The following is a 25,791-nucleotide window of genomic DNA, read 5'->3' on the forward strand; positions in this document are numbered from 1 at the left end:
AAGCTAGATTGCACCAGTACAGCCATTCGTTGCCAAGTAGTCGTAAGCCGCCTTGGCTTGTACTAATCCATAGCCATAAGCATTATCGCGACCGGAGTCCCCCAGATCTTCTGCAGTTGCAGTCAGGGCTGTACGTATCTCGGTATTACTACAGCTGGGAAAGTGGCTCCAAACAAGAGCGGCCACACCCGCAACGTGAGGAGTTGCCATAGAAGTGCCATTGAAGTACTCGTAATCACTGGCTTGGTTAGCCAAACTAGCGCTGGCTCCGAGTTGTCCCAGTAGGGCGTTGCCATCGCTATCAGAGATGCCTATAGATGGGATGTTGGTGACGGTTTCACCCAGAGTTGCGCTGGAGAGTAAACCGGCTTCATTATTGTAGATCACCGCGGCAATACCACCGCCGGCCTCACAGTTCAATACTTTGTCTGCAAAACTGATATTACCGCGCTCAATCAAACATATCTTACCTGAAGCGCTATTACAGGCAGATTCACCGGTGTCGCAATTTTCGAGTGCACTTGTAATATCGCCCAAGGGGGAGCCTGAAATAGGTGCAGCCTCGATCTCAACACCTGCCACGTTCAAAGAGGAGGCTCTTCCGGTGCCGGTCGGAACTGAGGAGAGGACCTGTACTCCAGGTGCGGAGAGCTCTACCTGGTTGGTTTGCTGGGATGATGCCCAGATCTCTTTATTGCTGTCGAGTGCGCCAACAGAAACTACAGAATCATAAGAGGCAGGGTAGGAGTGCTGCGTATTTCCGTCATTGCCTGCTGCTGCAACAGATAAAATGCCACGGCTGTTCAGGCTATTGAATGTACGCCTTTCGAAGAAATTAAATCGCTCTCCACCAAGGCTCATATTAATAACGTTAGCACCGTTGTCCGCACAAACTTCCGCTGCAGCCATCAGGGAGGATGAGTAGGCCCAGCCATCACCACCAAACACTTTGACAATGTGAAGATTGATGTTACTGCTTGGCATGACACCAACAACACCCGTGTCATTATTCATTGCTGCAATAGTGCCGGCGACATGAGTGCCATGACCACTTTGATCTTCATACCAGTTCCCGGCGCCACTTGGATCGCTGCTACCGGTTACCGCATTACCGGAAAGGTCTTCATGCGCTATATCATAGCCAGAGTCAATGATACAGACAGTTCGGTTGCCGGCTTGGGTATCCCCGAGCTGATCTGCTTGTACCATGGGTATGCCAAAGGGTACTTGCTGGGACATTGGGTACCGTTTGACATCTTCCTCGATGAATTCGATATTTGGGTTTTTTCGCAAGGCTTGCAGTGCTTTCTCAGGAAGGTGTGCTGCCATGGCATTTTGCCTGCGGATATCCAGGGCTTTGCGTCCACCTCGCGCACGCATTTGGGACTTTACTGTTTCACCTTTACCTTGCTTAAAGGTAATAATATAGCGTTTGTCTTCGGCATTCGCGTGATTTGCTATGGACATAGCCAATACACTTGTAGCGACCAGTGATACAATGTTCTTCATTATTTGCTCCTGAATGAGTAATTATTTTAGTTATTTTCTCGATGATTTAATCTGTGTGAGAATTATTTTTATCTTTGGAGGTTCAGAAAAATATTAGTTTTTGGTGAAGTGATTGTATGCCAGCTTATGAATGTATTGCAAAGTGAAAAACTGAATTTGGTTTTCTGGAAAAAATAATTGAGATAGTTGCTGTTTGATTCGTCTAGTCGCTAGCTTTTACTGTTGAGTTAATAAGTGCTTACTTGTTTTTATAATTAATCTCATGATAGATCTTTAGGTGTTGCGGATATCGGTTTTTCATTCGTGGCAATGTTTTGATTCTTATTTTCCAGTCCGTAAGTTTTTTCTATAAAATATAAAGCTTGGTTAAGCATCTATATCTTTCAGTTATAAATGCATTTTATATACTTATGCAAAGAATAGAGGTGTGTTAATTTTTTTGCTAAAAACCATTTTTATTTTTACGTCTGTATCTTATTGACATGTAAGAAAATAGGTTGCTAAGTTTTTGCGTTTTAATGTGGTTGTTTGAAGGTGGCTAATCTCCAAATTTTAAAATTCTTAAACTCTAGAAAATATTTTAACGATCGGAATAGAGGGGGAAGTAGTCCCCCTCTTTTTTTTGAGATTTTTAGACGAGATTAAATTGATCCAGCGCAACCATTCGCTTGTAAATAATTATAAGCTGCCTTGGCTTGTACCAAGCCATAGCCATAAGCATTGTCCCGGCCGGACTCACCCAGATCCTCCGCTGTTGCCCATAGCGCGGCACGAATTTCGGAGTTACTACAGCTTGGGAAGTGGCTCCAAACAAGAGCCGCAACACCGGCCACATGGGGAGTTGCCATGGAGGTACCATTAAAATAGGCATAGTCCATCGCTTCGGTTTCGATAGTAGCGCTCGCCCCCAGTTGTGTTAGCAGTGCTGCCCCATCAGCGTCAGAGATTCCCACCGAAGGAATGTGGGTCTCAACTCCTCCATGAGTGCCAAATAGCAGCCCTGGTTCATTGTTGTAGATGACGGCTCCAATACCTCCACCAGCTTCGCAATTAAGGACTTTTTCAGCAAAGCTAATATTGCCGCGCTGAATCAGACAGATTTTACCTGCTGCACTGATGCAAGCTGATTCGGCAGTGCCACAACTCTCTAGTGCGCCGCTGATAGTGGCAATGGGAGTGCCTGTCATAGCTGCAGCTTCTACTTCAACACCAGATACTTCTAGTGAGGCAGCCTGGCCGCTACCTGTAGGAATAGAGGATAAAACCTGTACCCCTGGGCCAGCAAGCTCAACTTGATTGGTCTGTTGGGAAAAACCAGCAATTTGCTTGTTACTGTCGATTGCAGCTACAGAAACTACTGAGCTATAGGATGCCGGGTAACTATGACGAGTATTTCCATCATTACCTGCAGCAGCAACAGACAAAATGCCGCGTTTGTTGAGGCTGTCAAAGCCACGTCTTTCAAAGAAATTGGGTCTATCGCCGCCTAGGCTCATATTAATAACGTTTGCACCATTCTCTGCACATACCTCTGCGGCGGCGATTAGTGAAGAGGAATAGGCCCAGCCATCAGCCCCAAAAACTTTAACGATATGTAGATTGATATTACTACTAGGTAAAACACCTACAACACCTGAGTCGTTATTCATAGCGGCGATAGTGCCTGCCACATGTGTGCCGTGACCACTCTGGTCTTCGTACCAGTTACCTGTACCTTCGGGATCATTGGTACCATTCACCGCGTTGCCAGAGAGATCCTCGTGAGCCAGGTCGTAGCCTGAGTCAATAATACAGACTGTACGATTACCTGCCTGTAGGTCAGTAAGCTGGTCTGCTTGTACCATAGGAATACCGTAGGGGGTTTCCTGGGATAAAGCATAACGCTTTATGTCTTCCTCAATAAATGCAATATTTGGATTTCTGCGTAGAGCCATTACAGCTTCGGCAGGTAGATGAGCAGCCATGGCATTGTGCCGGTTTAATTCCAAAGCCTTACGGCCGCCATTTTCTTTTACCAGAGACCTAACCGTTTCTTCTTTACCGTCTTTAAATGTGACGATATAGCGTTTTTCTTCGGCCATAGCGGAGGTTGCTAAGGATAAAGCCAGGACGCTGCTGGCAAGTGCTGGAAGGGATTTTTTCATTTGTCACTCCTTTAACAGAATTTATTTTTTTAGTGGAAGGGTAAAATCCTTTAAGGAAGTAAATCCCGCCCCTCCCAGTTATGAAAATAACAACCTTTTCCTATTTGAGAAATAAAAAACAACACTTTCTGAATTTAATTTTCCTTGAAAGTAAAAATTGAGATTTGACGCCAGATTCATTGAGATTTATTTGTTCTAAAACGTTATGTATATTGGCTTATAGGAAGTGGTAACTTATGGGGGAATGGATTACTTTGAGGTGGGCTGTTAACGCAATCAGACCCCTCTAAATCAGGAGTCTGACTGTCTGAATTAATTTTTAATACTAATTGCTTACTTTAGTTTAGGCATCCCATCACTATCTAGTTCGGTAATTGGACCAATATCAAGTTCTCGAATACCATTTTCTATCTTTTCCTTGTCTCCAACGATCACCCAGGTAAATTGATCTGGTTTAATTGTTTGCTTGGCAAGGTTATGCACAGATTCCAGCTCTACACCGCGAATTTTAGCTGCATAGCTATCCATGTAATCCAAGGGGCGATCATAAGTAACTATACTAACAATCTCACCAGATACAGCTCTAATAGTTTCAAAGCGCCCGGGTAATTCATTTACCCGCTTGCTTTTAACCTTTTCAAGTTCTTTCTCACGTGCAGGGTTATCGCCGATATAAGCGTAAAGTTCCTTCTGAAGTTCTTTGAGAGACTCGCTGGTTTTGTCCGTTTGGACCGGTGCGTAAACCATCAGTGGTTGCTGCCCCTTAGCGCCAGTCATAAAGGAGTAGGCACCATAGGCCCAGTGCTTGTCTTCACGCAAATTCATGTTGAGACGTGCGGTAAATGTGCCACCAAAGATATCATTCATCACATGCAACGCTTCGCGTTCTGCTATTTTTTCAGAGGGGGCCAATAGGCCACCAATGATAATTGTCTGCTCGGCTCCAGGTTTATCGATAATATAAATACTAGATTTTTCTGGGTGTGCAGTTTGAGATAGATTTTTCTCTGGTAATGGGTTTTCTGGTGCGCGCCAATCAGCAAAGTGCCGCTCCATCTTTTGGGTTAATTCATCCAGAGTAATATCACCCACAACGATCAAAGTGGCATTATCCGGGCGTAACCAGGTTTGATGGTAATTCAATAAGTCATCCCGGTTCAGTGACGTGATCGAATCCTCTGTACCGGAGCCTGTGAGTGGTGCGCTGTAGGCGTGATCTTTACCATAGAGAAGCGGCGGCAGGCTACGTAGAGCCATTTCCATTGGGCGAGTTTTCTCTTGCTGGATAGAAGCAATCCAGCGGGTGCGTTTTCTCTCAATTTCATCATCAGAGAAAGCAGGGTTCATTACTATGTCGGCGAATAAATCCATGGAATCATCAATATTTACTTTTAATGCATTCAAGCGAATAGTTGAAGTGTCGATAGCTGCATATGAGCTAATACGTGCTCCAAGGATTTCCTCTTTTGCACTGATTTCAAGTGCGTTTAGTTTGCCTGTACCCTCTTTTAACATAGACATCGCATAACTTGATGTACCAAGCTTACTACCTTGATCTGCGGCATAGCCGGCATCAAATTGAAGGCGCATGTCTACGACTGGTACTGAGTCACGCTCAGCCAACACTATTTTGAGCCCGTTGGGAAGTTCGGCTGTTTGCAACTTGGGGAATGGGACACTGGGGAAGTCGCCGGTTTCAGGCAACTTGGACCTATCTGCGCCAGTCTCTGCGGTTGTGTATTCAGGGAATGGGTGGACTTCTAAATTGTAGTCGCCACTAGAAAGCCACTTTTGCGCGGCAACCTGAACCTGCTGTGGAGTGATTTTTTGTTTTTCTCCCAGTGCTTCTAGGTAGGCATTGGGATTGTTTAAATAGAGTTCACCGCGTGCAAGAATAACTCCTTTGCCACTCCAGCCCCCTATCTGTTCCAAGTTGCGAGCGAAGGATGCGTACTCGCTCATATTAATGCGGGACAGCTCTTCTGGAGTCGGGCCCTCTTTTAGGAAGCGCTGCAACTCTTCATCTATGGCTTTTTCAATTGTTGAGAGCTCTATACCGGGCTTTGCATTTGCAGTAATTGGGAAAATTGAGGACAGTTCAAACTCATGTACCCCAACACTGACATCGGTGGCAATTTGATCTTGGTATACCAATCGTTTATACAGCCGTGAGTTTTTCCCATCACCAAGTACCGCTGCTGCAAGTGCAATTGCATTGGCATCTTCATGAGCAAGGTTAGGTGTATTCCAGACCTTATAGAGTCGCGGTTGAGCAACGCGATCAAACATCTGCTCGCGGCTAGACTGATCTCGTTTAGCGATCCACGCTTTCTTTTTGATTAATGGCGGGCCAGAAGGAATATCACCAAAATATTTACTGGCCTTTTCTTTAGCTGTTTCGACATCAATATCCCCGGCTAATACCAGTACAGTGTTAGCTGCGCCGTAATATTGCTTAAACCATTCATGGACATCATCCAGGGTAGCCGCATTTAGGTCTTCCATAGAGCCGATAGTGGTCCAGGAATAGGGGTGGCCAGCTGGGTATATTGCTTTTTGCATACGTTCCCAAACTTTGCCATAAGGTTGATTTTGCCCTTGGCGTTTTTCGTTTTGAACCACACCGCGCTGTTCGTCAAGTTTTTCCTGGGTGATTACTCCGAGCAAGTGGCCCATACGGTCAGACTCCATCCATAGAGCCATATCCAGGGCATTACTTGGTACTGTTTCAAAGTAGTTGGTACGGTCTAGCCAAGTGGTACCGTTCATACCGGTAGCACCTGCTAGCTCAAAAGGTTTGAAGTATTCGTCGTTGTAATTTTCTGAGCCGTTAAACATTAAATGTTCGAATAGGTGGGCAAAACCGGTGCGCCCGGGTTTTTCATCTTTAGACCCTACATGGTACCAGACACCCACGGATACAATCGGTGCTTTTCGGTCCTCATGAACAATAACGCGCAGGCCATTCGGTAAGGTAAATTTTTCATATTTGATATATAAGGGGGTAATTGTGCTCTTAGGCACAGTAATGCTTGACTCAACTTTGGATTGAGCACTTTCATTATTTTTCGGGGCTTCACCACAAGCAGATATCGCAAGTGATAACGCTAAAGGCACACTGTACTTTCGTACAATTTTCATAGAAATTTCCTTGTCGAATCATCCTAAGTGGCTGCCAACAATGGTGGAGAACTAGTGAGATTGGCTGCTCTAGAAATAATAAACCAGAAATTATTATTTATATTTTATTCTGGTGATGATCTTTGGGAGGGGCCAAACCAATTGGTTCACTCCCTACCCCCTGCATATGGCAAGGGGCTTCCGATTAGGATTTTATATCTATTCGAGGGGGAGTTGGCAAACCTGGTGGGTTGGTAGTAGAAAAGTAGATACTTTGATTGGCTAGAAAACCGGTATTAGTATGCTTGACGGATGATATCGATACCCGGTGTTATCGCCCGGTTCCATGCGGCTTCAACTTCCGGGGAAAAGTCGTTGTCATGTTGGCGCAGTGTAGCTATCAATGCATCCAGCCATAACCGATACCACTCAGGGCGAATATTGTAGCCATCGCGATCATGACTTTTTCCCAGTGCGCGCAGTTTGGTGTCTGACATTCCACGGGAATAGAGGACAAGCTGCATAATGCCATTGCGTAGCAGGTGTCGTTGCGCCTTCATATCGGTATTGGCAAACAGATTGCGAATATCAGCAGAGCTACCCATGAAGCGGTCGTAAAAGTCGACAAAGAATTGTTCGTTATTACAGCAACGTCCATAACTTTGGAAAACAATATCACTGTCCGATCGTTCCATACCTATTGGATCTCCATAGTTTCTCCGCCGGTGGCGTACCACAGGCTGGATCTTGTGTAGTAGTGCTTTAGGGGGCAGCGATTCTAGCGGGACCGTTACCAAGCGAAAAGTATTGATGTATCAATAATTTAGTTACTGCTCGACAAGTTCTTTGACCCTAGATCTGACTAGTTAGTCGAGAGTTGAGTTTGGCCATTCAGCAAAGGATTTGGCAAATCAGCAGGGTAAAATGGGCTGGCTGACTTCCCCTGACTAGATACACCTCGGAGTATGGGTTGTGCATCAAGCTCATCGTTTCGAGCTGCCCTATTTGGCGTATGGTGTCTGCATCAGAGAGCCTTTTGAGTTTTTTATGCCCTGGATTGCATCGATATGGGCTGAGTCTTTACCTGTTATGAACCGGGAGACTGTACCAGCACCTCTCCAAGCCAGAATTCTTGGTGAATTAACGGCGCTTTTACGGGTTTTCCTGTCGGCAACGGTGGAGTGCTGTTGATATACTCCGCGCCCATATTTTCAGTTAATCGAAGTAGGAGAGGATTGGCGAATGGCGGTCAAACTGATGACAGATCTGGACCTGGCGGGTAAGCGCCTACTTATACGCGAGGACTTGAATGTACCTGTAAAAGACGGTCAGGTGACTTCTGATGCTCGGATCCGTGCGGCACTCCCGACGATCCAGGCCGCTATTGATGCTGGCGCCAAAGTGTTACTGATGTCTCACCTTGGACGCCCGACTGAGGGCGAGTATGCGGAGGAGTTTTCCCTGGCCCCGGTTGCCGCCCATCTTGGTCAACTGCTGGATCGTAAAGTGGCCCTGATCAAGGAGTGGCGGGAAGGTGTTGAGCTGGCTGATGGTGAGGTCGCACTGTTGGAAAATGTGCGTTTTAACGAGGGTGAAAAGAAAGACAGTGAAGAGCTGGCCAAAGCTTATGCTGCTTTGTGCGATGTCTTTGTTATGGATGCATTTGGCACTGCCCACCGTGCCCAAGCCTCTACCCATGGAGTTGCCAAGTTTGCCCCGATTGCATGCGCTGGTCCCCTTCTTGCTGCTGAATTAGATGCCTTGGAAAAGACCCTGGCCGAGCCGGCGCGCCCATTGGTAGCAATCGTTGGTGGCTCCAAGGTATCGACCAAACTCACAGTGCTGGAGAGTTTGGCTGACAAGGTGGACCAGCTGATTGTTGGTGGCGGTATAGCCAATACTTTCCTTGCTGCCAGCGGTAAACCAGTAGGTAAATCCCTATGTGAGCATGATTTGGTGGGTACAGCCAAAACCCTGATGCAAAAGTGCGATATCCCTGTTCCTGTGGATGTTGTCACCGGCAAAGAGTTTAGCGAAGCAGCTGCTGCTGAGACGAAGTCTGCCGATGCCGTAGCTGAGGACGATATGATCTTTGATATCGGTCCCCAGTCCTCTGGAAAGCTGGCAGAAATCCTTAAAGATGCCAAGACGATTATTTGGAACGGCCCCGTAGGTGTGTTCGAATTTGACCAGTTCGGTGCTGGTACCGAGCACTTGTCCAAGGCCATCGCCGATAGCAGTGCCTTCTCCATCGCCGGTGGTGGTGACACATTGGCTGCAGTGGATAAATACGGTATTGCCGATAAGGTGTCTTATATCTCCACTGGCGGCGGTGCCTTCCTGGAGTATGTAGAAGGTAAGAAGCTTCCGGCAGTGGCGATACTTGAGTCACGTGCTGACGACTGAGATAAACCGGAATAATGCCTGCCTGAGTTAACCGGTGGGTGATAAAAGCAAAAAATTAAAATTACTACGAGTAGACGAGAAAGGAATTAACTATGGCTCTTATCAGCCTGCGCCAATTGCTGGACCATGCCGCTGAGCACGGTTACGGCGTACCCGCATTTAACGTCAATAACCTGGAGCAAATGCGTGCGATTATGGAGGCGGCCAAAGAGACCGACTCTCCGGTGATCGTTCAGGCTTCTGCCGGTGCGCGCAAATATGCTGGCGCACCCTTCTTGCGCCACTTGATCCTGGCCGCTATTGAAGAGTTCCCGGAAATCCCGGTGGTAATGCACCAAGACCACGGTACCAGCCCGGCGGTTTGTCAGCGTTCTATCCAGTTGGGCTTCAGCTCTGTAATGATGGACGGTTCCCTGCGCGAAGATGGCAAAACTCCAGCTTCATATGAATACAACGTCGATGTTACACAGCGTGCGGTTGATATGGCTCATGCTTGCGGTGTTTCTGTTGAAGGTGAGTTGGGCTGTCTGGGTTCCCTGGAAACCGGTATGGCGGGTGAAGAGGACGGTGTCGGTGCTGAAGGTAAACTGTCTCATGACCAGCTGTTGACTGATCCAGAAGAAGCGGCAGATTTTGTGCAAAAAACCAAAGTGGATGCCCTGGCAATTGCCTGTGGTACCAGCCACGGTGCTTATAAGTTCACTCGTCCGCCCACAGGGGATATTCTCGCTATCGATCGAATCAAGGAAATCCATGCGCGTATCCCGGGTACCCATTTGGTGATGCATGGCTCCTCTTCTGTACCCCAGGAATGGCTGGCGGTGATCAATGAGTTTGGTGGTGAAATCCCTGAAACTTACGGCGTGCCGGTTGAACAGATTTGTGAAGGCATCAAATACGGCGTACGCAAGGTCAACATTGATACCGACTTACGTCTCGCTTCTACAGGTGCGACCCGCCGCTTCCTGGCTGAGAACCCATCCGAGTTCGATCCACGTAAATTCTACAAAGCCGCTTTGCAGGCGATGAAAGACATTTGCGTAGCGCGTTATGAAGCTTTCGGTACCGCTGGCCAGGCAAGCAAGATTCGCCCGCTGAGCCTTGATGCTATGAGCCAACGCTATGCTGTCGGTGAGTTGGAACCGCAAATTAAGTAAGCAGTTACTCTCTCTGAAGGCGATGAAAGGCGGGCCTAAAGCCCGCCTTTTTGCATTTAAGCTCCCTGTCCGTTCACAGCATCACTTCCACCCCGGCAAAAATGCAGTACCATTAGTCCAATGGAAACCTTGCAAGACATCAGCACCTACGAAAGCAGCCCGGTGATTAAGCGCCCGGACTATACGGCGCTGCGTCAAAAGTTGCCGCACCTAGACTTTGCCAATGATGCGGCACCATTGCTGACGGAAATGCAGGATTACCGAAATTTTTACGATTTACACTTTCCCCTTGCCCATAAAACTGGAGTTGGCACTTTCAATGCCGCCGGTTTTGAGTTGGTGTCCCAGTATTGGTTAGTTGAGAACCCTCGTGGCACCTTATTTATTTGCCATGGTTATTTTGATCACACTGGCATTTATGGGCCCGCCATTCGCTTCGGGCTTGAGCGAAATCTGAATGTGGTAATATTTGATTTTCCCGGCCATGGCCTCTCTAGCGGAGAGCGAGTAGCTATCCAGACTTTTTTACAATATCGCCAGGTATTTGATCAGCTTTTATCTGTAGCTGAGGGGAAATTACCCAAGCCTTGGCATGCCTTGGGGCAGAGCACTGGTGGTGCGGCCTTACTAGCACATTTGCAGTACAGTCGTCGGCAGCCATTGGATAAAGTTTTTCTGCTGGCTCCCCTTGTGCGCCCTGCAAATTGGCACTTTGTAAAGTGGAAGTATTATTTAGGACGCCTGTTTATCAGTGAGCCAAGTCGTGAGTTTAATATCAATACCCATGATGCGGAGTTCTCTCGACGCCAAGCACTACGCGATCCTCTGCAGTCACAGGTGATCTCCATGTGTTGGCTTGGTGCTATGGTGGACTGGATAAGAACATTTCCCAAAACTGCACGTAACCCCCGTAAAATTCTTGTAGTCCAGGGTACGGGAGATGGAACTGTTGATTGGCGCTACGATATGCGTGCAATCCGGGACCGATTCCCCCACTGCCATCGAGTGTTGATTCGTGGGGCCCGTCATCAAATGATCAATGAGACCCAGCCTTATCGACACCAGATATTGGCGGCACTGGATGACTGGTTGAATCAATAGATTACTCTAGAGACTTTTAGCTTAGATTTTTAGCCAATTATTACCCGCCACGACTGTGTATTTAAAAAGCTAATGATTTTCTATTGAGTAGAATTTTAATCGACTTGCTAAGTAATAGTAATGACAAATATTCTTTCAAAGAAAATGGGACCTTCCTACGATAGGCTTTCTCCACTTATTAAAGAACTTCATACTGGAAAAAAAGTAATTGAGGGGGAGGTGAATGTTGAGAGAGGGAGACTACTTGCGCATTTTATTTGCACCCTTTTCAGGTTTCCGAAACAAAATCACAGTTGTCCACTTCGTGTAGAGTGCCAGCACACTTCGGATGGTATTTTGTGGATGCGTAATTTCGATGGATTAATATTGAACTCTAAGTTTGCATCCACTGGAGACTTGCTGGTTGAACAGATGGGGCCTTTACGGATGTATTTCTACCCTGTAGAGATAGGTGGGACATTGGCCTATGAATTTATAAAAACAAGAATTTTTGGTATTCCACTGCCAAAAATAATTAGTCCCAGAATATTTGCTGTGGAGTATGAGCTTGATGGGAAATATTATTTCAATGTGAAGGTGACTATGTTTGCTATAGGGAAAATCCTTGCTTATGGTGGTTGTATGGAGTTTTCTCCTGTCTAATTTCCAAGGGGTTAAATTTAGTCCGTTAATAATTTTAAGATGTTAAAAATTAGGGTAGTAAATGTTTTTTACAGTTTGGTTCTGGTGGGAGTAATAACTCTGCCTCTAGCCGCTTGAATTAAGTAGATGCAAGGAAGCTAAATTTAGGGGTGTGGATGGCGATATACAGGGATAAAGCGTTGGCCGCTAATTGGTAGAAATAAATGACAATTCTACTTAAGGGTTAGGTTTTTTCGGTAGATTTGGTTATTGTTTCCCAGCACATAAATTGTAAATATATACGGCCTAAGACTTTGCCACTTAGTAAGAAACAGGAGGGCGCAATGTTTAGTCATGTTATGGTTGGTACCAATGATATGCAGAAAGCCAAGGCTTTTTATGATGCAATTTTGGGAGTACTAGGCCATAAGCCTGGGATCATTGATGAGAAGGGGCGTTGCTTTTATTTCACTAAGACTGGGGTTTTTGCTATCTCCAAGCCGATCAATGGTGAGTCGGCTAGTCATGCAAATGGCGGGACTATAGGTTTTACTGCTACTAGTGTTGAGCAGACTGATGCTTGGCATTCGGCTGGGCTCGAAAATGGGGGTGTTCGTTGTGAGGATCCACCGGGAGTAAGAGAGGGGGTGGCAGGAAAGCTTTATATTGCCTACTTGCGTGACCCAGATGGTAACAAGATTTGTGCGATCCATCGGGTAGAATGAAAATTTCCAGCTGTTATAACCAATCGCTTACCTTAAATATGGCAGCGGTTGGTTATAGTATGGATATTTTCGAAGTGAATAAATTGACTGAAACTCCCCCTTCTACTTGGTTTAGAATTTACAGGTTTAGTCTCTCTTATCATCCGGATTTTTAAAGATAGTTGTGGGCTCACCTTCAGGGTCTGAATAAAATAAGATAATAGTAACCGGTATATTTCCGTCATTTGTTGACCTGATTTAATTTTCATCTGAAAGGTACTCTACTCTACTCTGCCTTGGCCGCGGCCACTATCGGATAGTACTATTTCGTCCAGATCATCCATTACCCTGATTGGACCAGAGTAGTATTTGCTCATACCGGTGACAAACCCCTTTTTATCTTCTTCGGTCACTGGGGGAGGTATAAGGTGGGTGAGAGCGATGGATTTAACCCCGGTTTTAGTTGCCATTTTGGCAATATCCAGTTTATTAGAATGGTAATGGATGATTTGATCGGCTTTCTCATAGCGTAGGCGAGCCCTGCGATTATTCCCGGTTTGCTTAAGTTTACTGATGTACTATTCATAACTTAACGCTTCGGAGATGAGAAGATCAGCATCGCGCTCGATTGATTCCAGTGTATCAAATACATGGGTATCCCCGGTAACAATTACCTTGCAGGGGCCGAATCGGATTTCATAACCGAAAGCGGGAAATACCGGTTCATGATGTACGGCGAAAACCGAAACGTAAGTATTTCCATGGTGCCAAATATCCTGAACAATTTCTGTCTGTTCCCCAGCAATGTTTACTAAATGTGGTGTAGCGACTGCTAATATGGGGTCTAGAATTCCCTGTCGATTGGATGACCTGAATAATATATCGGGCCCAAAACTTTTCCTGATGCCCTCCATAGTATTATAGATACCATAAGGGCCATATATATTAATAGGTGAATTAGCTACTACAAACCAGGACTCATTGATTCCCATTGCAAGCCCACCAAAATGATCGGAGTGCCAGTGGGTGATAAATATGGGGTCTACTTGGGCGAGATTTAAATCTAACTGCCCTATACGAGCAGCGGCGCCTTCTCCTGCATCAATTAAGAACAATTTGCCGCTGCTACGCACCGCCAGGCAGGCAGGGTGTCTTAACCACTGAGCGATGCACCTGTGTGAATGGTTTGGGATCCAGCGGATTCGCAAGATTCTCTAACGGTATTTAAGTAAGCACTTCAGAAATCTTTTATTCTTTTTCTACTAGGGTCAATAATGCCAGGGGCGGGCAGGGTAGTTGATGCACCTTATTATCGTTAACTATGGAAAATTGCAGACGATCGGGCATGCGTATTTTCATAAGGGCCCAGTAAGTCTGTAGTAGGGACCGCTCTTGATTGAATCCAGTTGTGGAATAGTTGCGCGCAGATAGCTGATCAAGCTATCTAGCAGTGCCGGTACCCGGGGAGAAGCTGACTCTTATAGCTTGCGAATATTGGCGAGAGTATTAAAAAGAAAGTGCAGTGTTACCTGGGATTGTAACAATCGCAACCGGCTATCCAATGTCTATCGCTCCAGGGCGCCCCTCTCTTGTTCAAATTGCCTGGCTTGTTCACGTAGTTTTATATCCTGCTGGCGCAGTAAGGCCGACATGGCGATCCAGAGAGCAAACAGCTTGCTGGTCACCATAATGACAAGAAACCTCAGATGCTGGTTGTGGTTTTGCCAAAATGAGGGCCTCTTCCTCAGTAGTGCCTATATAGACCGCGAGCAGGGCTAAGGGAATGGATAAACTCCAATAACCTGAATGGCCCAGCGGGCCAGTGATTGGGGTAACTTTTTGGCCAGTATTCCAACAGGTAAAAAACAGGAGTGTTGCCAGTGCCGAGCTGCTGGCACGCACCAGTAACTCCGCATAAGTACCTCTCCATAAGTACTTCCCCAGTAGAGTCCAAGCAATAGGGTCCAGACCAGCGTCGCAGTCAGTACAGTGAGTAATTGCTGCCGGCTCGGTAGAGGCAGCTTGCAGGCCGAAAGGTTTGGGCTTTGCTGTATGGCGGCATTTAGTCCTTATCGGTAGCCGCCATTTTCACACACTTCGGTGGGGAAACTTGCTCGCACTCACTCTCTAGAGTGTGGCCTTGCCCTGTAAATGGAGTTTGCGCCTCTGTGCCAGTGCGTCAATTGAGTAAAGTGCAAGGCCCAGCCACACAAACATAAAGGTAGTCAGCTTGCCCTCGCTAAATGGCTCACCAAGTATTTGGGTGGCGACCACCAGCATTAGTGACGGCCCAATATATTGCAGGAACCCCACAGTGGAAAGATTCAGCCTGCGTGCTGCAATAGTGAAAAGCAGCAGTGGCACCAGGGTGACGGGGCCGGCTAACAACAGCAGACTATTCAGTTCCCAGCCGTTATTTAACAGGTTGCTGGTGGGACTGGCACTCCAAAGCAGGTAGATCAGCGCTACCGGCAACATATACAGGGTCTCTATAGCTAGTCCGGTAAGGCTCTCCACCGGTGCACGTTTACGTGCAAGGCCATAGAGGGCGAAAGATCCAGCCAGGAATAAGGCGATAACCGGCACGCGGCCGAACTGCCAAAGCTCATGGACAATCCCCATGGCTGCAAGCGCTACCGCCAACCACTGCAGCCGTCGCAATTTTTCTCCCAAGAATAAGACACCCAGGACAATATTGATCAAGGGGTTGATATAGTAGCCGAGGCTGCTTTCCAGCAGGTGTCCATTGTTAATGGCCCAGATAAATACCAGCCAGTTACCGCTAATCAGCGCTGTGGTGAGAGCTAACCCCCGCATTTTCTTACCATCGCGCAGAGTGTGGACGAGATCGGGAAGCTTGCCTAGCAGCAGCATAATCAGCAGCGCCAGTGCAAGGGACCAGATACTGCGGTGCGCGAGGATTTCAGCCGCGGGAATACCTTGCAGCTGGTTGAAGTAAATTGGGGCCAGCCCCCAAATGAGAAAGGCGGCAATGCCGGCAAGCAAGCCGGTAGTGGCGGTATCGTTGTTGCGCAAGGGGACACCTGCTGTGGAAGAACGAAAAATCGGGTTAGACCTGGATACACGAGGGGTTTCGTGAGAGGCCGAACCAACAGAATAGAGGCTTCTATTGTAGAAGTGTCCGCCAGTGGGGATCAATCCCTTTATCGGTCAATTGAAGGCGTTGAGAGACAGGTGGTAGGCGGGCTCAAGCTATGCGGATACCAAGCCCCCGCAGGAACTGTGGGGGCTGGGGCAGATGTTAAAAGAGTACGCGGCAGCGCAGGGTACCGGGGATATTCTTCAGCTTTTCCAAGGCTAAGTCGGAGTACTCTGCATCGACGTCGATAACCACGTAGCCCAGGGTTTCGTTGGTTTGCAGGAACTGCGCGGAGATATTGATCGCATTCTCTGAAAATACCTGGTTGATCGCGCTCATTATACCGGGCACATTCTTATGAATATGCAGTAGGCGGTGAGTGCCTACATGTCCCGGCAGTGCCACTTCAGGGAAGTTGACCGAGCTGGTGGTGGTACCGTTATCGGAATAGTGTGCCAGCTTTTCCGCTACCTCGGTGCCGATATTCTCCTGGGCCTCCATGGTGGAGCCGCCCACGTGGGGAGTCAGCAGGGCATTGTCGATACCGCGTAGCGGAGAGAGGAATTCATCGTCATTGCCACGGGGCTCTACTGGGAATACGTCTATGGCGGCACCGGCCAGGTGCTTGCTGTTGAGGGCTTCAGCCAGGGCTTCAATATCCACCACGGTACCGCGAGAGGCGTTTAGCAGGATGGCGCCGGGCTTCATTTGTGCGATTTGCGCAGCCCCCATCATCATTTTGGTAGAAGGGAGCTCTGGTACATGCAGGGAAACCACATCGGACTCGCGCAGCAATTCCCCCAAAGAGCCTACCTGGCTGGCGTTACCCAACGGCAACTTGGTGACGACATCATAAAATTTCACTCGCATACCGATGGCCTCTGCCATGACCGACACCTGCGAGCCAATGGCACCATAACCGATAATCCCGAGGGTTTTACCACGGGCTTCGAAGGAACCAACCGCGGACTTGAGCCATCCGCCGCGATGGCACATGGCATTTTTCTCTGGAATACCGCGTAGCATAAAGATCGTCTCGGCGATGATCAGCTCTGCCACACTGCGGGTGTTGGAATAGGGTGCATTAAATACGGCGATACCCAGCTCGGTGGCCGCTTTTAAGTCAACTTGGTTGGTACCGATACAAAAGCAGCCGATCGCAATCAGTTTGGAGGCGTGTTCCAGTACCTTACGGGTTAGCTGGGTTCGCGAGCGAATACCGATAAAGTGGGCATCCGCGATCCTCTCAACCAACTGGTCTTCGGGCAGTGAAGTTTTCAGGAACTCCACGTTGGTGTAGCCACGGGAGGCGAGCAGGTCGATGGCCGACTGATGTACGCCTTCCAGCAGCAGGATGCGAATTTTGTCTTTTTGCAGGGACTTTTTTTGATCGGTATTGTGCGGAGCCATAAACTATCTCTTCACTGAGTGCGAGTAACGCAATAACTGGTGCGTTTATTCCGGTTGGGTCACTTCTTCGGGTGTCGGGAGACAGGCGAAGGCGCGATCATAGCACATGCTGGTTATATCGTTTTATTCGAAATACCTATCCTAACTATCTGGTTTATTTATGTATCAGCACCAATTTACCTGTGGCACCAATGTCCCATTCCGGCTTGGAAAGATCGTTTGTATAGGGCGTAACTATGCAGACCACGCTGCAGAACTCAATAATCCGGTACCAGATGAACCGCTGCTTTTTATCAAGCCAGCTACCGCAGCGGTGGATATGACCCAACCTATTCATATGCCGGTTGGGCGTGGCAGCTGTCATTTTGAAGGCGAGTTGTCGCTGCTGATTGGTGAGAGGTTGTGTAATGCCAATGCTGTAGAAGTATCGCCTGCAATCGCGGGGCTGGGCCTCTCATTGGACCTAACCCTGCGCGATTTGCAGGCGACGCTCAAAAAGGCGGGACACCCCTGGGAGAAGGCCAAGGGCTTTGATAATTCCTGTCCTCTTTCACCATTTGTAAAACTGGACTGGCTGCCGGATTGGGACAAGCTCAGTTACTCCCTGTGGCTAAATGGTGAGTTGCGCCAACGGGGCAAGACCGAGCATATGCTCACTCCGATTCTCGATCTGGTGGCCTATATCAGCAGTTTCTTTACCCTAGAACCTGGCGATGTCGTTCTGACTGGTACTCCCGCGGGAGTTGGTGAGTTGCAGCACGGTGACAAGTTGATGATGCAGTTACAGGATGACTGGCTGCAGGTGGAAACCCAGGTGGCATAGCTCCAAAGGCTGCTTACATTCAGCTGCTTTACTCTTCACCACACTGATCTGTGAGCGCAATTTGAAGGAAGGCTGGCCCCAGGCCCATTATCACCTTTGATTTGTGATCACATTTTCGATATAACCCAGATAAATTTTCTGTCCCAAACGAGGTGTGCCATGTCAGCGCAAAATAAAATCCCCGAAAACCTGCAGGAATGGCAGGCCCTGGCGGCCTCACTGAAGATCGAGGGTCGAGCCTTTATCAACGGGCATTATGTAGACGCCCTCTCCGGTGAAACCCGTGCCACCTACAACCCTGCTAATGGCGAAGAGCTTGCCCAGATAGCCAGTTGTGGCCCTGAAGATGCGGACCACGCGGTGCGTGTGGCGCGCGAGGCGTTTAGCTCCGGTGTCTGGTCAAAAATGCCGCCGATGCAGCGCAAGAAAATCATGGTGCGCTTCGCTGAATTGATCGAAGAGCACTTGCTGGAAATTGCCTTGCTGGAAAGCCTGGACGCAGGCAAACCCATTGGCGACACCATAGCTGTAGATGTTCCCGGAGCAGCTACCACTATTCGTTGGAGTGGTGAGGCTATCGACAAGATCTACGATGAAGTCGCCCCCACAGGCCCCGACGAGCTTGGCCTGGTAACTCGTATGCCCCTGGGGGTGGTGGCGGCAATTGTGCCTTGGAATTTCCCACTGTCTACGACCGCTTGGAAGTTGGGGCCAGCCCTGGCCACCGGTAACAGTGTGATCCTGAAGCCGGCCTCCAATACTCCGCTGACTGCAATTAAATTGGCTTGTCTGGCCAAGGAAGCGGGTCTCCCTGATGGCGTACTGAATGTGTTGCCGGGGCCGGGCAGCAGCTTGGGTAAGGCGTTGGGCCTGCATATGGATATCGATTGCCTCACCTTTACTGGTTCCACTGAAGTGGGTAAGACACTCACTGAGTATTCCGGTCAGTCAAACCTGAAGCGCACTTTCTTGGAACTGGGCGGAAAGAGCCCAAATATTGTCTTCGCCGATGCAGACCTGGATAAGGCTGCCGATGCTGCAGCGCTGGCTATTTTCTACAACCAGGGGGAAACCTGTACCGCCGGCTCACGTCTGCTTGTGGAAAAAAGCATCGCCGATGAGTTCATTCAAAAAGTGAGTAAGGCCGCCGAACGCTTTAAGCCTGGCCATCCTCAAGATCCAAATACCGCAATGGGCGCACTGATCGATCGCAGCCAGTTTGATACTGTTGAATTTTATGTCGCTAAAGGCTTGGAGCAGGGCGCCCAACTGGTATGTGGCGGCAAACCAGTGGACGAGGTGGCCGGTGGTTATTATTACGAGCCCACCGTATTCCGCGGTGTGACCGGCGATATGACGATCGCCCGCGAGGAAATCTTTGGGCCGGTTTTGTCGGTTATTGAGTTTGAGAGCGAAGAGGAAGCGCTCGCTATTGCTAATGACTCCATTTACGGTCTGGCAGCGGGAATCTGGACCAATAACCTGGGCCGGGCCCATCGTATGGCCCGTGAGATCTATGCGGGCTCTGTGTGGGTCAACAATTACTTTGGCGGGGATATCACCGTGCCCTTCGGCGGTTTTAAGCAGTCAGGTAATGGCCGTGACAAATCGCTGCATGCGTTGGATAAGTACTGTGAACTGAAATCCACTTGGATTGATCTGGGCTAGGTTCCATCTGGCAGGGTTCCAGTAGCACAGATTTTGAAAAGGGCCACTAACTGCGGCCCTTTTTTATTTCTTCTTTTTCCCATCCACGCTAACTCTGGCGTGAATTATCCAGTCAGCTATACCTAAATTATTGTCCTTTTCAAAAAGGCTTTGACGACATGCGTAATAGCGTGGGTCAGAGCCCGTGGAGTTAACTAGGTGTAGGAGCATCGTATTGAAAAGAGTCTGCCTGTTGATCGTTATTCTGGCTGTTAGCGGACTGACACATTTATGGGCAGCGGAGGCCCCTCTCGCTGGAGAAGTTACGGGGCTAGTCAGTATTGAGCGGGTATATGCGAACCAAGCAGGTTCCAGCCCCATGCGTGTCCGTGCGAATGACTGGGTACAATTATTCGTTAGACATGGTGATGTGGTGGAAAAGGGCCAGCGCCTGGCGGTATACAGGAATGCCAGGGGGCGCACTGTGCTTGAGTATATTGCCAGTCGCTCTGGCCGGGTTTTGGTGAATGGTAGGGCTGCTCTAAATTCCCTGGGCTCTGTTTTGGAAATTATTACTGTGCCCCACGAAGAGTACTGTCAGGTCGTGAACTGTGCATTTGAAGTTGTGGAGTAGCAGGTTATTTTAATTTGGCTCAGCCGTCTGGCGGGGTTACTCTGGGGGCCGTTTTAGCGGCCTCTACTGTTATGAAATTAATTTATACCCATGAAAATCGCCTGCTGGTGGAGCTGGCTAAGAGTCGGCTTGAGGTGGCAGGTATTCCAGTAAAGCTGAAAAATGAATATGCCCAGGGGGCATCTGGGGAGTTGGCACCAAATCAGGCCTGGCCAGAACTCTGGTTGGAGCGGGATCGAGATTACGAGCGTGCATGCCAGCTATTAAAGGATGCAGAGGCAGAACAAACAAGCTGGCCTTGTCCACAGTGTGGGGAGGAAAATGGTGCGGCATTCGATTATTGCTGGCAATGTGGCAAGACCCGACCGGTAGCGGGTTGAATTGTCGGAATTTGGGCCGGGAGATGGATTCACCTAAGTAGTACAAGTCAATATTGATACAGACGATCTGGAGAGAGCGATTAACCTCTATCGTGAAGCCTTTGGTTTATTGGAGGGGCGTAAACTAGGTGAGGGACGGTAGAAATGAATGGTGTTATTGATATTCATGTATCACTCCGATTTATTAGCAAAAAAATTCCGGTACCACGCCTGCCAATAGCAAGCTTACTCTCGTCATCATAACCGTTAATGGACTTAGTTTTAGAGAATTTGAAGGCCGGAGAGGGGCGTGCCCGTTTTATCGGAGCAAGATCACTCTGTGACCCTCTTGGAAATGGATCTCCAGGAAAAGAGGTATGAAGAAATCAGTCTCTAGAGGCTACTACCATTATTTACTTAGGTTTGACTCTGGTAATTTAAAAATTGACTCCAAGCAGAGAAGGGGAGCTTATGAGTGACCAACCCCATGGTATTTCGATTGGTCTGGAGCAGAACGGCAACCATTTTTTTCTTACCCTACGAGCGCGCGGAAAGCTGACCCACGAGGATTACCAGACGATGGTGCCGATGCTCAACTCGGCTCTTGAGGGGGTTGAGCATCCAAAAATCGATTGCTTAATGGATGCCAGTGAGTTACAGGGTTGGGAACCGCGAGCCGCCTGGGATGACTTCAAGCTGGGAATGGCCCATGGGCGCCAGTTCAATCGAATTGCAGTGATTTCAGACAAGCGCTGGATGAAGGTAGCAGGCAAGGTAGGAAGCTGGTTTATCGGAGGGGAATACAAGGTCTTTGAAAATGAAGCCGATGCCATGGCTTGGTTACGTGAGGGGGAATAAAATAGCTTTTGCATCACGCAGCAGAATGCGTGTTCAGGTAGAGCAGTGCAGTTTAATATTTTCTCAGGGTGTTACTGCAGAACAACAATAATCACAAATAAGGATTGCTTCATGTTCGAGTGGGTAAGTAACCCGGAGGCCTGGGTTGCGCTGGCTACACTGGCAGCGTTGGAAATCGTATTGGGCATCGACAATATTATTTTTATTTCCATTCTTGTCGGGCGCTTACCGCCCAAACAGCGGGAACCAGCCCGTTTTATTGGTCTGACCCTTGCTATGGTGACCCGCCTGGGGTTGTTATTTTCTATTGTCTGGATTATGGGCTTGGTGGAGCCACTATTTAGTGCGTTTGGAGTGGAAATTTCCGGGCGTGACATCATTCTGGTTGGGGGTGGATTGTTCTTGATTGGTAAGGCCACCCATGAAATACACAATAGCTTGGAGGGTGCCGAAACCGATGCGTCAAGCTTGGGCACAGCCGGTTTTGGTATGGTCCTGCTACAGATTGCAATACTTGATATAGTTTTCTCTCTCGACTCAGTAATTACTGCGGTGGGGCTGGTGGATGAAATCTCCATTATGGCAATTGCTATTGTCTTAGCGGTAATTGTTATGCTGATTGCGGCAAAACCAATTGGTGACTTTGTCGATCGCCATCCCACGGTAAAAATTCTGGCGTTGGCATTCTTGATAATGGTGGGGCTCACCTTAGTGGTAGAGGGCTTTGATGTGCATGTGCCCAAGGGCTATATCTATTTTTCCATGGCCTTCTCCATGGCAGTGGAAATGCTTAATTTACGTCTGCGGAGCAAAAAGGAGCGACAGACTCCACCGGTCAAACTGCACCAGTCCCTGCGTGAAGATAGTCAGTGATTATTTCTCAAGTGAGCACTTAAAAAATTGGAAAATAAGCCAAGAAGATAAAGGACTTGGCTTATTTTCTATTTCTTAGTGACAAGTGATCCTTAGACAGTTCTATTTCTGACCTTTAATATCAGATAGGTGAGCCCCAGAGCCAAAGTTGCAGCAGCCAATCCTAAAAGCTCCCCAGCACTGACTTTATCCAGGTCCAGGATTATAAATTTACGTGCAAGTGCCAATATGGCAATCAATACAACAACCGTAGTTTGAATAATGCTTTGTTGACGTGTGACCACATATTGTAACGTACGGCTAAACTCAAGGGCGATCAGCAGTGTGATGATTTCGCCAAATATGGTTTGGAATACCTTGTGATCCAGAGGGTCTCTCATGCCTACTATTAGCATGGAATAGACCGAGTAAGCCAGACGGCTGATGGCGACAATTATGATAATCACAATAATAAAGGTAAGGATTAGGGCGATCAGGCTCTCAAACTTATGATAGTAACCATGTATCGCACTTTCCGGACGAATAGGTTTTTGTTCTGGATCGCTCATCTCTGGCTCCCACAGTCATTGTTCAGAGGAATACAAGTTATTCCATTCCGCTGATAACCTCTTTCTTCATTAGCGAGATGACCTTACTGCTCATGGGCATTAATCGGTGCAGAATTACAGGGACTTCATAGGAGGTGCCTATTCCGAGTTTGGCACTACTGTGGGGCATAATGGTGACATCATATTTTGTCCAGATGGAAACTGGATCTGTTGTTTCCAGCATATGGATGCTCTGATTTAACCCTCGCAGGAATTCACTTCCGACGCGTAATTGCTTGCCACCTTTGTAGGGTAGGAAATTGGCCCAATAGCTGCCATGATGAGGGGAAGCGATAGAAATAAATTTATGTACCCTGCCAATACCATTCATCGACTGAAGATAATAGCGTGCAACAATACCTCCCATGCTGAATCCTACCAAGGTGCAGGTAGCTCCTTTTTTTACCAGTTTTTCCATCTTCGCCATCAGCTGTGAAGAAAGGTGCTCCATACCGTGCCAGCCGGAGTTATAACGCAGGTGAATGTAATGGGTGTCGAATCCTGCATCCCCCAGAGCGTGTTGCATCCGTAGCAGGGAAGATCCACGGTCGAAAATTCCGGGTATCAGTAGAACTGTGTGACTTTTAGGATTCATCGCATAGAGTAGGAGTGATCTTCCACAGAGGTCCACTGAACCCCGAAGTTGAAGCCCTGTGAACTGCACCTGCCCAAAGTGTAGTTGGGCAAGACTTGTGGCGATCAAATATCCCTCATAAGCTATTCAATCGCCAGCTATTCAATTGCCAAAAATTTTGAGGTAGGCAGAGGTTATTGATAGTCGCGCTGTTTTTCCGTGCCAAGAAGGAAAATAAGGGCATGACCCAGCCTGGCGTTCCAAGACTTCTCGTCGTGGGTATGCTCTACAAAAACCCGTGACTGCCAGTTGTTGTCGTTATAACCTCGCTTGCGCATAATCTTGTCCACAGCCTGTTGCAGAGGCGGATAAAAGCGGTCCAGTGTCTCGGTGCCATGATCAAAGTAAAAGCGATGTTTTCCCGGTTCAGGTAGATTTTCCCGGAGGTATTTGCGAATGGATTCTGCGACAGGGAGTGTCTCTTCGGGACCGATGCCTGGCCAGTGGGTGGAAATTGCTGCAGTAGCAGAGAATACTTGTGGATACTCCAAAACCGCATAAAGGGAAATCAGTCCTCCCATACTGGAACCAGCAATAAAAGTGTTCTCTGGGTTACGACTGACTTTATAGTTTGTATCTATATAAGGCTTTACCCTTTTTACCAGAAACTCCAGGTACCGGTCAGCTCGCAGCTCAGCTCGATTAAAAGGGTGCTTCACCCTTCGTGAAGACTCAGACATTAGATCTCGCGCTTTTTGCGGGAAATAATCTCCATGGCGGCCATCTTCGCTATTGTGCAGTGCAACCACGATAAAAGGTCGCGTACGGCCCTCTGCGATCAGGCGGGATGCCGTTTCGTCTACACCCCATTCCTGCCCATTCCATGTAGTGCGGCTATCAAAAAGCATCTGCCCATCATGCATATACAGAACAGCATAGGGAGCCTGGGCTGGGTATTCATCTGGCAGCCATACCTGTACTGGACGATCTGCAATGCCCTCGTAGGAAATGCTGGGCAATGTCTCCAGGGTGCCGGAAGCCAGCTGCACCTCTGCGAAGGCCTTAGAGAAAAATGTAAAGGTTAGATAGCAAAGAAGAGCGAGTAAAATACGCAAGCTAGGAAGCATATTATCCACCTATTGTAATCCATTGATTTGAAAATCAACTCTATGGAAAACTAGGGAACCCTGGCTCACCCCCCTTGGGGGATGAGCCAAAGCTGGATAGCTTTACAGGTAATCGTTTATTTCCCAGGCTTCGCGCTGAAGATCAGTGGCCAGAAGTGTTTTCATAAGGGCGGTATGACCTGAGCCTGCAATGGCGATAACCTTGGTTCCTGGCTGAGCCTTAGTCTGGATATTGGCATACATTCGAAAGTTTCTGTGCCACCAACTGACTGATGCATCTGCCCCTGAAAAACCCTCACCAGAGTCAATATCATTTACCATAAGATATAGGTTCATATTTTTTCTGTCTCTCTCAACAGAGTTATCGATCTGGAGTAATTGTCTTAAGGTTAGCGTTTTGTGTTGCTTGCTGGACAAATTCCCGAACTCTTCTATCTCTGTATCGAATATTTTCTTTCTTTCTGGTGTATTGGTACTCATATAGTTCATGAGCTTGGACCCATCCCAGTGCACCTGATTTTCATCATAGCAGATAACGCCACTTAGCTTTGCTTTAGCTGCAATGCGAAAGCCCAACTGCTGACTTTCATTGACTTCAAGCCTATGTTGTCCATTCAGATAAGACTGAAATTTTTTATCAATCTTGTTTTGGATGCTCGGGTCACATTCAAGCATTACATGGGTGGGGGACTCGCTTGCGAGTTTTTCAGTTAATTGCTCCAGATAGGCTTGATTTTCAGGTGTTAGCACATCAATAACATTCAGCTTTACTGTATCTCGGCCAGGATTTGCGAAATGAAAGGTACCGAATAACATTACCTGAGCTGTCGGTGCTTCAGGGCTGGATAATACTTCTTTTTCCGCAGCCCAACTTGCAGAACAATATACTAAAATGATTGTACTGCTAAAGATTTTTATAAAATTTTTCATTGTTATCCTTATTTGCCAGCGGCTATTTTAAATAATTATTACAGGTATTCATTAACATCCCAAGGGTGGCGACTTTTGTCAACCTTCTGAAGGGACTTTAGAATAGC

Annotated in this window: 25 protein-coding genes; 11 read left to right on the plus strand and 14 right to left on the minus strand. The window is 47.8% G+C overall.

Translation table 11 applies throughout. The features are described 5' to 3' along the window. Window positions 1–3: 3 nt before the first annotated feature. The 4 genes from ABWV76_RS05755 to ABWV76_RS05770 form a co-directional block, all read right to left on the minus strand. Window positions 4–1,509 (minus strand): S8 family serine peptidase, encoded by a 1,506-nt coding sequence (locus tag ABWV76_RS05755; protein ID WP_353375509.1) that lies wholly within the window; start codon window positions 1,507–1,509, stop codon window positions 4–6. A 641-nt stretch (window positions 1,510–2,150) separates the two neighbouring features. Then, entirely contained in the window at window positions 2,151–3,653 is a 1,503-nt protein-coding gene (locus ABWV76_RS05760) for a S8 family serine peptidase (protein WP_353375510.1), read from the minus strand. A 333-nt stretch (window positions 3,654–3,986) separates the two neighbouring features. Continuing rightward, window positions 3,987–6,794: a M16 family metallopeptidase gene (locus tag ABWV76_RS05765; protein WP_353375511.1), complete on the minus strand. Its 2,808-nt coding sequence runs from the start codon at window positions 6,792–6,794 to the stop codon at window positions 3,987–3,989. A 275-nt stretch (window positions 6,795–7,069) separates the two neighbouring features. After that, the gene (locus ABWV76_RS05770; RefSeq protein WP_353375512.1) at window positions 7,070–7,468 is read right to left on the minus strand and encodes a globin; all 399 of its coding nucleotides are present in this window, start codon (window positions 7,466–7,468) and stop codon (window positions 7,070–7,072) included. Between the two features lie 547 nt (window positions 7,469–8,015). On the opposite strand from ABWV76_RS05770, the gene ABWV76_RS05775 reads away from it, so the two are divergent. The 5 genes from ABWV76_RS05775 to ABWV76_RS05795 all read left to right on the plus strand — a co-directional run bounded on the left by ABWV76_RS05775 (window position 8,016) and on the right by ABWV76_RS05795 (window position 12,783). Further along, window positions 8,016–9,179 (plus strand): phosphoglycerate kinase, encoded by a 1,164-nt coding sequence (locus tag ABWV76_RS05775; protein ID WP_353375513.1) that lies wholly within the window; start codon window positions 8,016–8,018, stop codon window positions 9,177–9,179. A 92-nt stretch (window positions 9,180–9,271) separates the two neighbouring features. Beyond that, window positions 9,272–10,336 (plus strand): class II fructose-bisphosphate aldolase, encoded by a 1,065-nt coding sequence (gene fba / locus ABWV76_RS05780; protein WP_020414192.1) that lies wholly within the window; start codon window positions 9,272–9,274, stop codon window positions 10,334–10,336. Between the two features lie 120 nt (window positions 10,337–10,456). Further along, complete coding sequence (locus tag ABWV76_RS05785) at window positions 10,457–11,437, plus strand: alpha/beta hydrolase (protein ID WP_020414193.1); 981 nt, start codon at window positions 10,457–10,459, stop codon at window positions 11,435–11,437. A gap of 120 nt (window positions 11,438–11,557) precedes the next feature. Next, window positions 11,558–12,079 carry a DUF4166 domain-containing protein gene (locus tag ABWV76_RS05790; protein ID WP_353375514.1) on the plus strand — a complete coding sequence of 174 codons (522 nt, stop codon included), beginning with the start codon at window positions 11,558–11,560 and terminating at the stop codon, window positions 12,077–12,079. Window positions 12,080–12,402: 323 nt separating this feature from the next. Beyond that, the gene (locus ABWV76_RS05795; RefSeq protein WP_020414195.1) at window positions 12,403–12,783 is read left to right on the plus strand and encodes a VOC family protein; all 381 of its coding nucleotides are present in this window, start codon (window positions 12,403–12,405) and stop codon (window positions 12,781–12,783) included. A gap of 260 nt (window positions 12,784–13,043) precedes the next feature. Here ABWV76_RS05795 and ABWV76_RS05800 read toward each other — a convergent pair whose 3' ends face one another. The 6 genes from ABWV76_RS05800 to serA form a co-directional block, all read right to left on the minus strand. Then, window positions 13,044–13,232: a hypothetical protein gene (locus ABWV76_RS05800; RefSeq protein WP_353375515.1), complete on the minus strand. Its 189-nt coding sequence runs from the start codon at window positions 13,230–13,232 to the stop codon at window positions 13,044–13,046. Window positions 13,233–13,340: 108 nt separating this feature from the next. Then, a complete protein-coding gene (locus ABWV76_RS05805) occupies window positions 13,341–13,895 on the minus strand; it encodes an MBL fold metallo-hydrolase (protein ID WP_353375724.1) in 555 nt (184 codons plus the stop codon). 345 nt (window positions 13,896–14,240) lie between these two features. Then, on the minus strand, window positions 14,241–14,324 hold the full coding sequence (locus ABWV76_RS05810; RefSeq protein WP_157533628.1) for a histidine kinase: 84 nt from the start codon (window positions 14,322–14,324) through the stop codon (window positions 14,241–14,243). A gap of 49 nt (window positions 14,325–14,373) precedes the next feature. Continuing rightward, window positions 14,374–14,664, minus strand: coding sequence for a hypothetical protein (locus tag ABWV76_RS05815; protein WP_353375516.1), 291 nt, complete (start codon window positions 14,662–14,664; stop codon window positions 14,374–14,376). Window positions 14,665–14,889: 225 nt separating this feature from the next. Continuing rightward, window positions 14,890–15,798 carry an EamA family transporter RarD gene (rarD, locus tag ABWV76_RS05820; protein WP_282952215.1) on the minus strand — a complete coding sequence of 303 codons (909 nt, stop codon included), beginning with the start codon at window positions 15,796–15,798 and terminating at the stop codon, window positions 14,890–14,892. 226 nt (window positions 15,799–16,024) lie between these two features. Beyond that, the gene (gene serA, locus ABWV76_RS05825; protein WP_020414201.1) at window positions 16,025–17,272 is read right to left on the minus strand and encodes a phosphoglycerate dehydrogenase; all 1,248 of its coding nucleotides are present in this window, start codon (window positions 17,270–17,272) and stop codon (window positions 16,025–16,027) included. 160 nt (window positions 17,273–17,432) lie between these two features. Between serA and ABWV76_RS05830 the strand changes: the two genes are divergently transcribed. The 6 genes from ABWV76_RS05830 (at window position 17,433) to ABWV76_RS05855 (ending at window position 22,466) form a co-directional block, all read left to right on the plus strand. Next, complete coding sequence (locus ABWV76_RS05830; protein WP_020414202.1) at window positions 17,433–18,095, plus strand: fumarylacetoacetate hydrolase family protein; 663 nt, start codon at window positions 17,433–17,435, stop codon at window positions 18,093–18,095. Window positions 18,096–18,254: 159 nt separating this feature from the next. Next, window positions 18,255–19,763, plus strand: coding sequence for an aldehyde dehydrogenase (locus ABWV76_RS05835; RefSeq protein ID WP_020414203.1), 1,509 nt, complete (start codon window positions 18,255–18,257; stop codon window positions 19,761–19,763). A gap of 214 nt (window positions 19,764–19,977) precedes the next feature. Next, a complete protein-coding gene (locus ABWV76_RS05840; RefSeq protein WP_020414204.1) occupies window positions 19,978–20,376 on the plus strand; it encodes a hypothetical protein in 399 nt (132 codons plus the stop codon). 71 nt (window positions 20,377–20,447) lie between these two features. Next, a complete protein-coding gene (locus ABWV76_RS05845) occupies window positions 20,448–20,756 on the plus strand; it encodes a putative signal transducing protein (protein WP_026305182.1) in 309 nt (102 codons plus the stop codon). Between the two features lie 450 nt (window positions 20,757–21,206). After that, window positions 21,207–21,593, plus strand: a complete 387-nt coding sequence (locus tag ABWV76_RS05850; RefSeq protein ID WP_020414206.1) for a SpoIIAA family protein — start codon at window positions 21,207–21,209, stop codon at window positions 21,591–21,593. A gap of 111 nt (window positions 21,594–21,704) precedes the next feature. Further along, a complete protein-coding gene (locus ABWV76_RS05855; protein ID WP_020414207.1) occupies window positions 21,705–22,466 on the plus strand; it encodes a TerC family protein in 762 nt (253 codons plus the stop codon). A gap of 92 nt (window positions 22,467–22,558) precedes the next feature. Here ABWV76_RS05855 and ABWV76_RS05860 read toward each other — a convergent pair whose 3' ends face one another. From ABWV76_RS05860 to ABWV76_RS05875, 4 genes are all read right to left on the minus strand, one after another. Further along, window positions 22,559–23,014 (minus strand): phosphate-starvation-inducible PsiE family protein, encoded by a 456-nt coding sequence (locus ABWV76_RS05860; RefSeq protein ID WP_020414208.1) that lies wholly within the window; start codon window positions 23,012–23,014, stop codon window positions 22,559–22,561. Window positions 23,015–23,051: 37 nt separating this feature from the next. Then, window positions 23,052–23,756, minus strand: coding sequence for a lipase family alpha/beta hydrolase (locus ABWV76_RS05865; RefSeq protein ID WP_353375517.1), 705 nt, complete (start codon window positions 23,754–23,756; stop codon window positions 23,052–23,054). Window positions 23,757–23,821: 65 nt separating this feature from the next. Then, window positions 23,822–24,754 (minus strand): alpha/beta hydrolase, encoded by a 933-nt coding sequence (locus ABWV76_RS05870; RefSeq protein ID WP_353375518.1) that lies wholly within the window; start codon window positions 24,752–24,754, stop codon window positions 23,822–23,824. A gap of 102 nt (window positions 24,755–24,856) precedes the next feature. Continuing rightward, window positions 24,857–25,684 carry a DUF5694 domain-containing protein gene (locus ABWV76_RS05875; protein ID WP_020414211.1) on the minus strand — a complete coding sequence of 276 codons (828 nt, stop codon included), beginning with the start codon at window positions 25,682–25,684 and terminating at the stop codon, window positions 24,857–24,859. Window positions 25,685–25,791 lie beyond the last annotated feature (107 nt).

The sequence above is a fragment of the Microbulbifer sp. NBRC 101763 genome, assembly GCF_040371615.1.
In the GTDB taxonomy this organism is placed as follows: Bacteria; Pseudomonadota; Gammaproteobacteria; order Pseudomonadales; family Cellvibrionaceae; genus Microbulbifer; species Microbulbifer variabilis.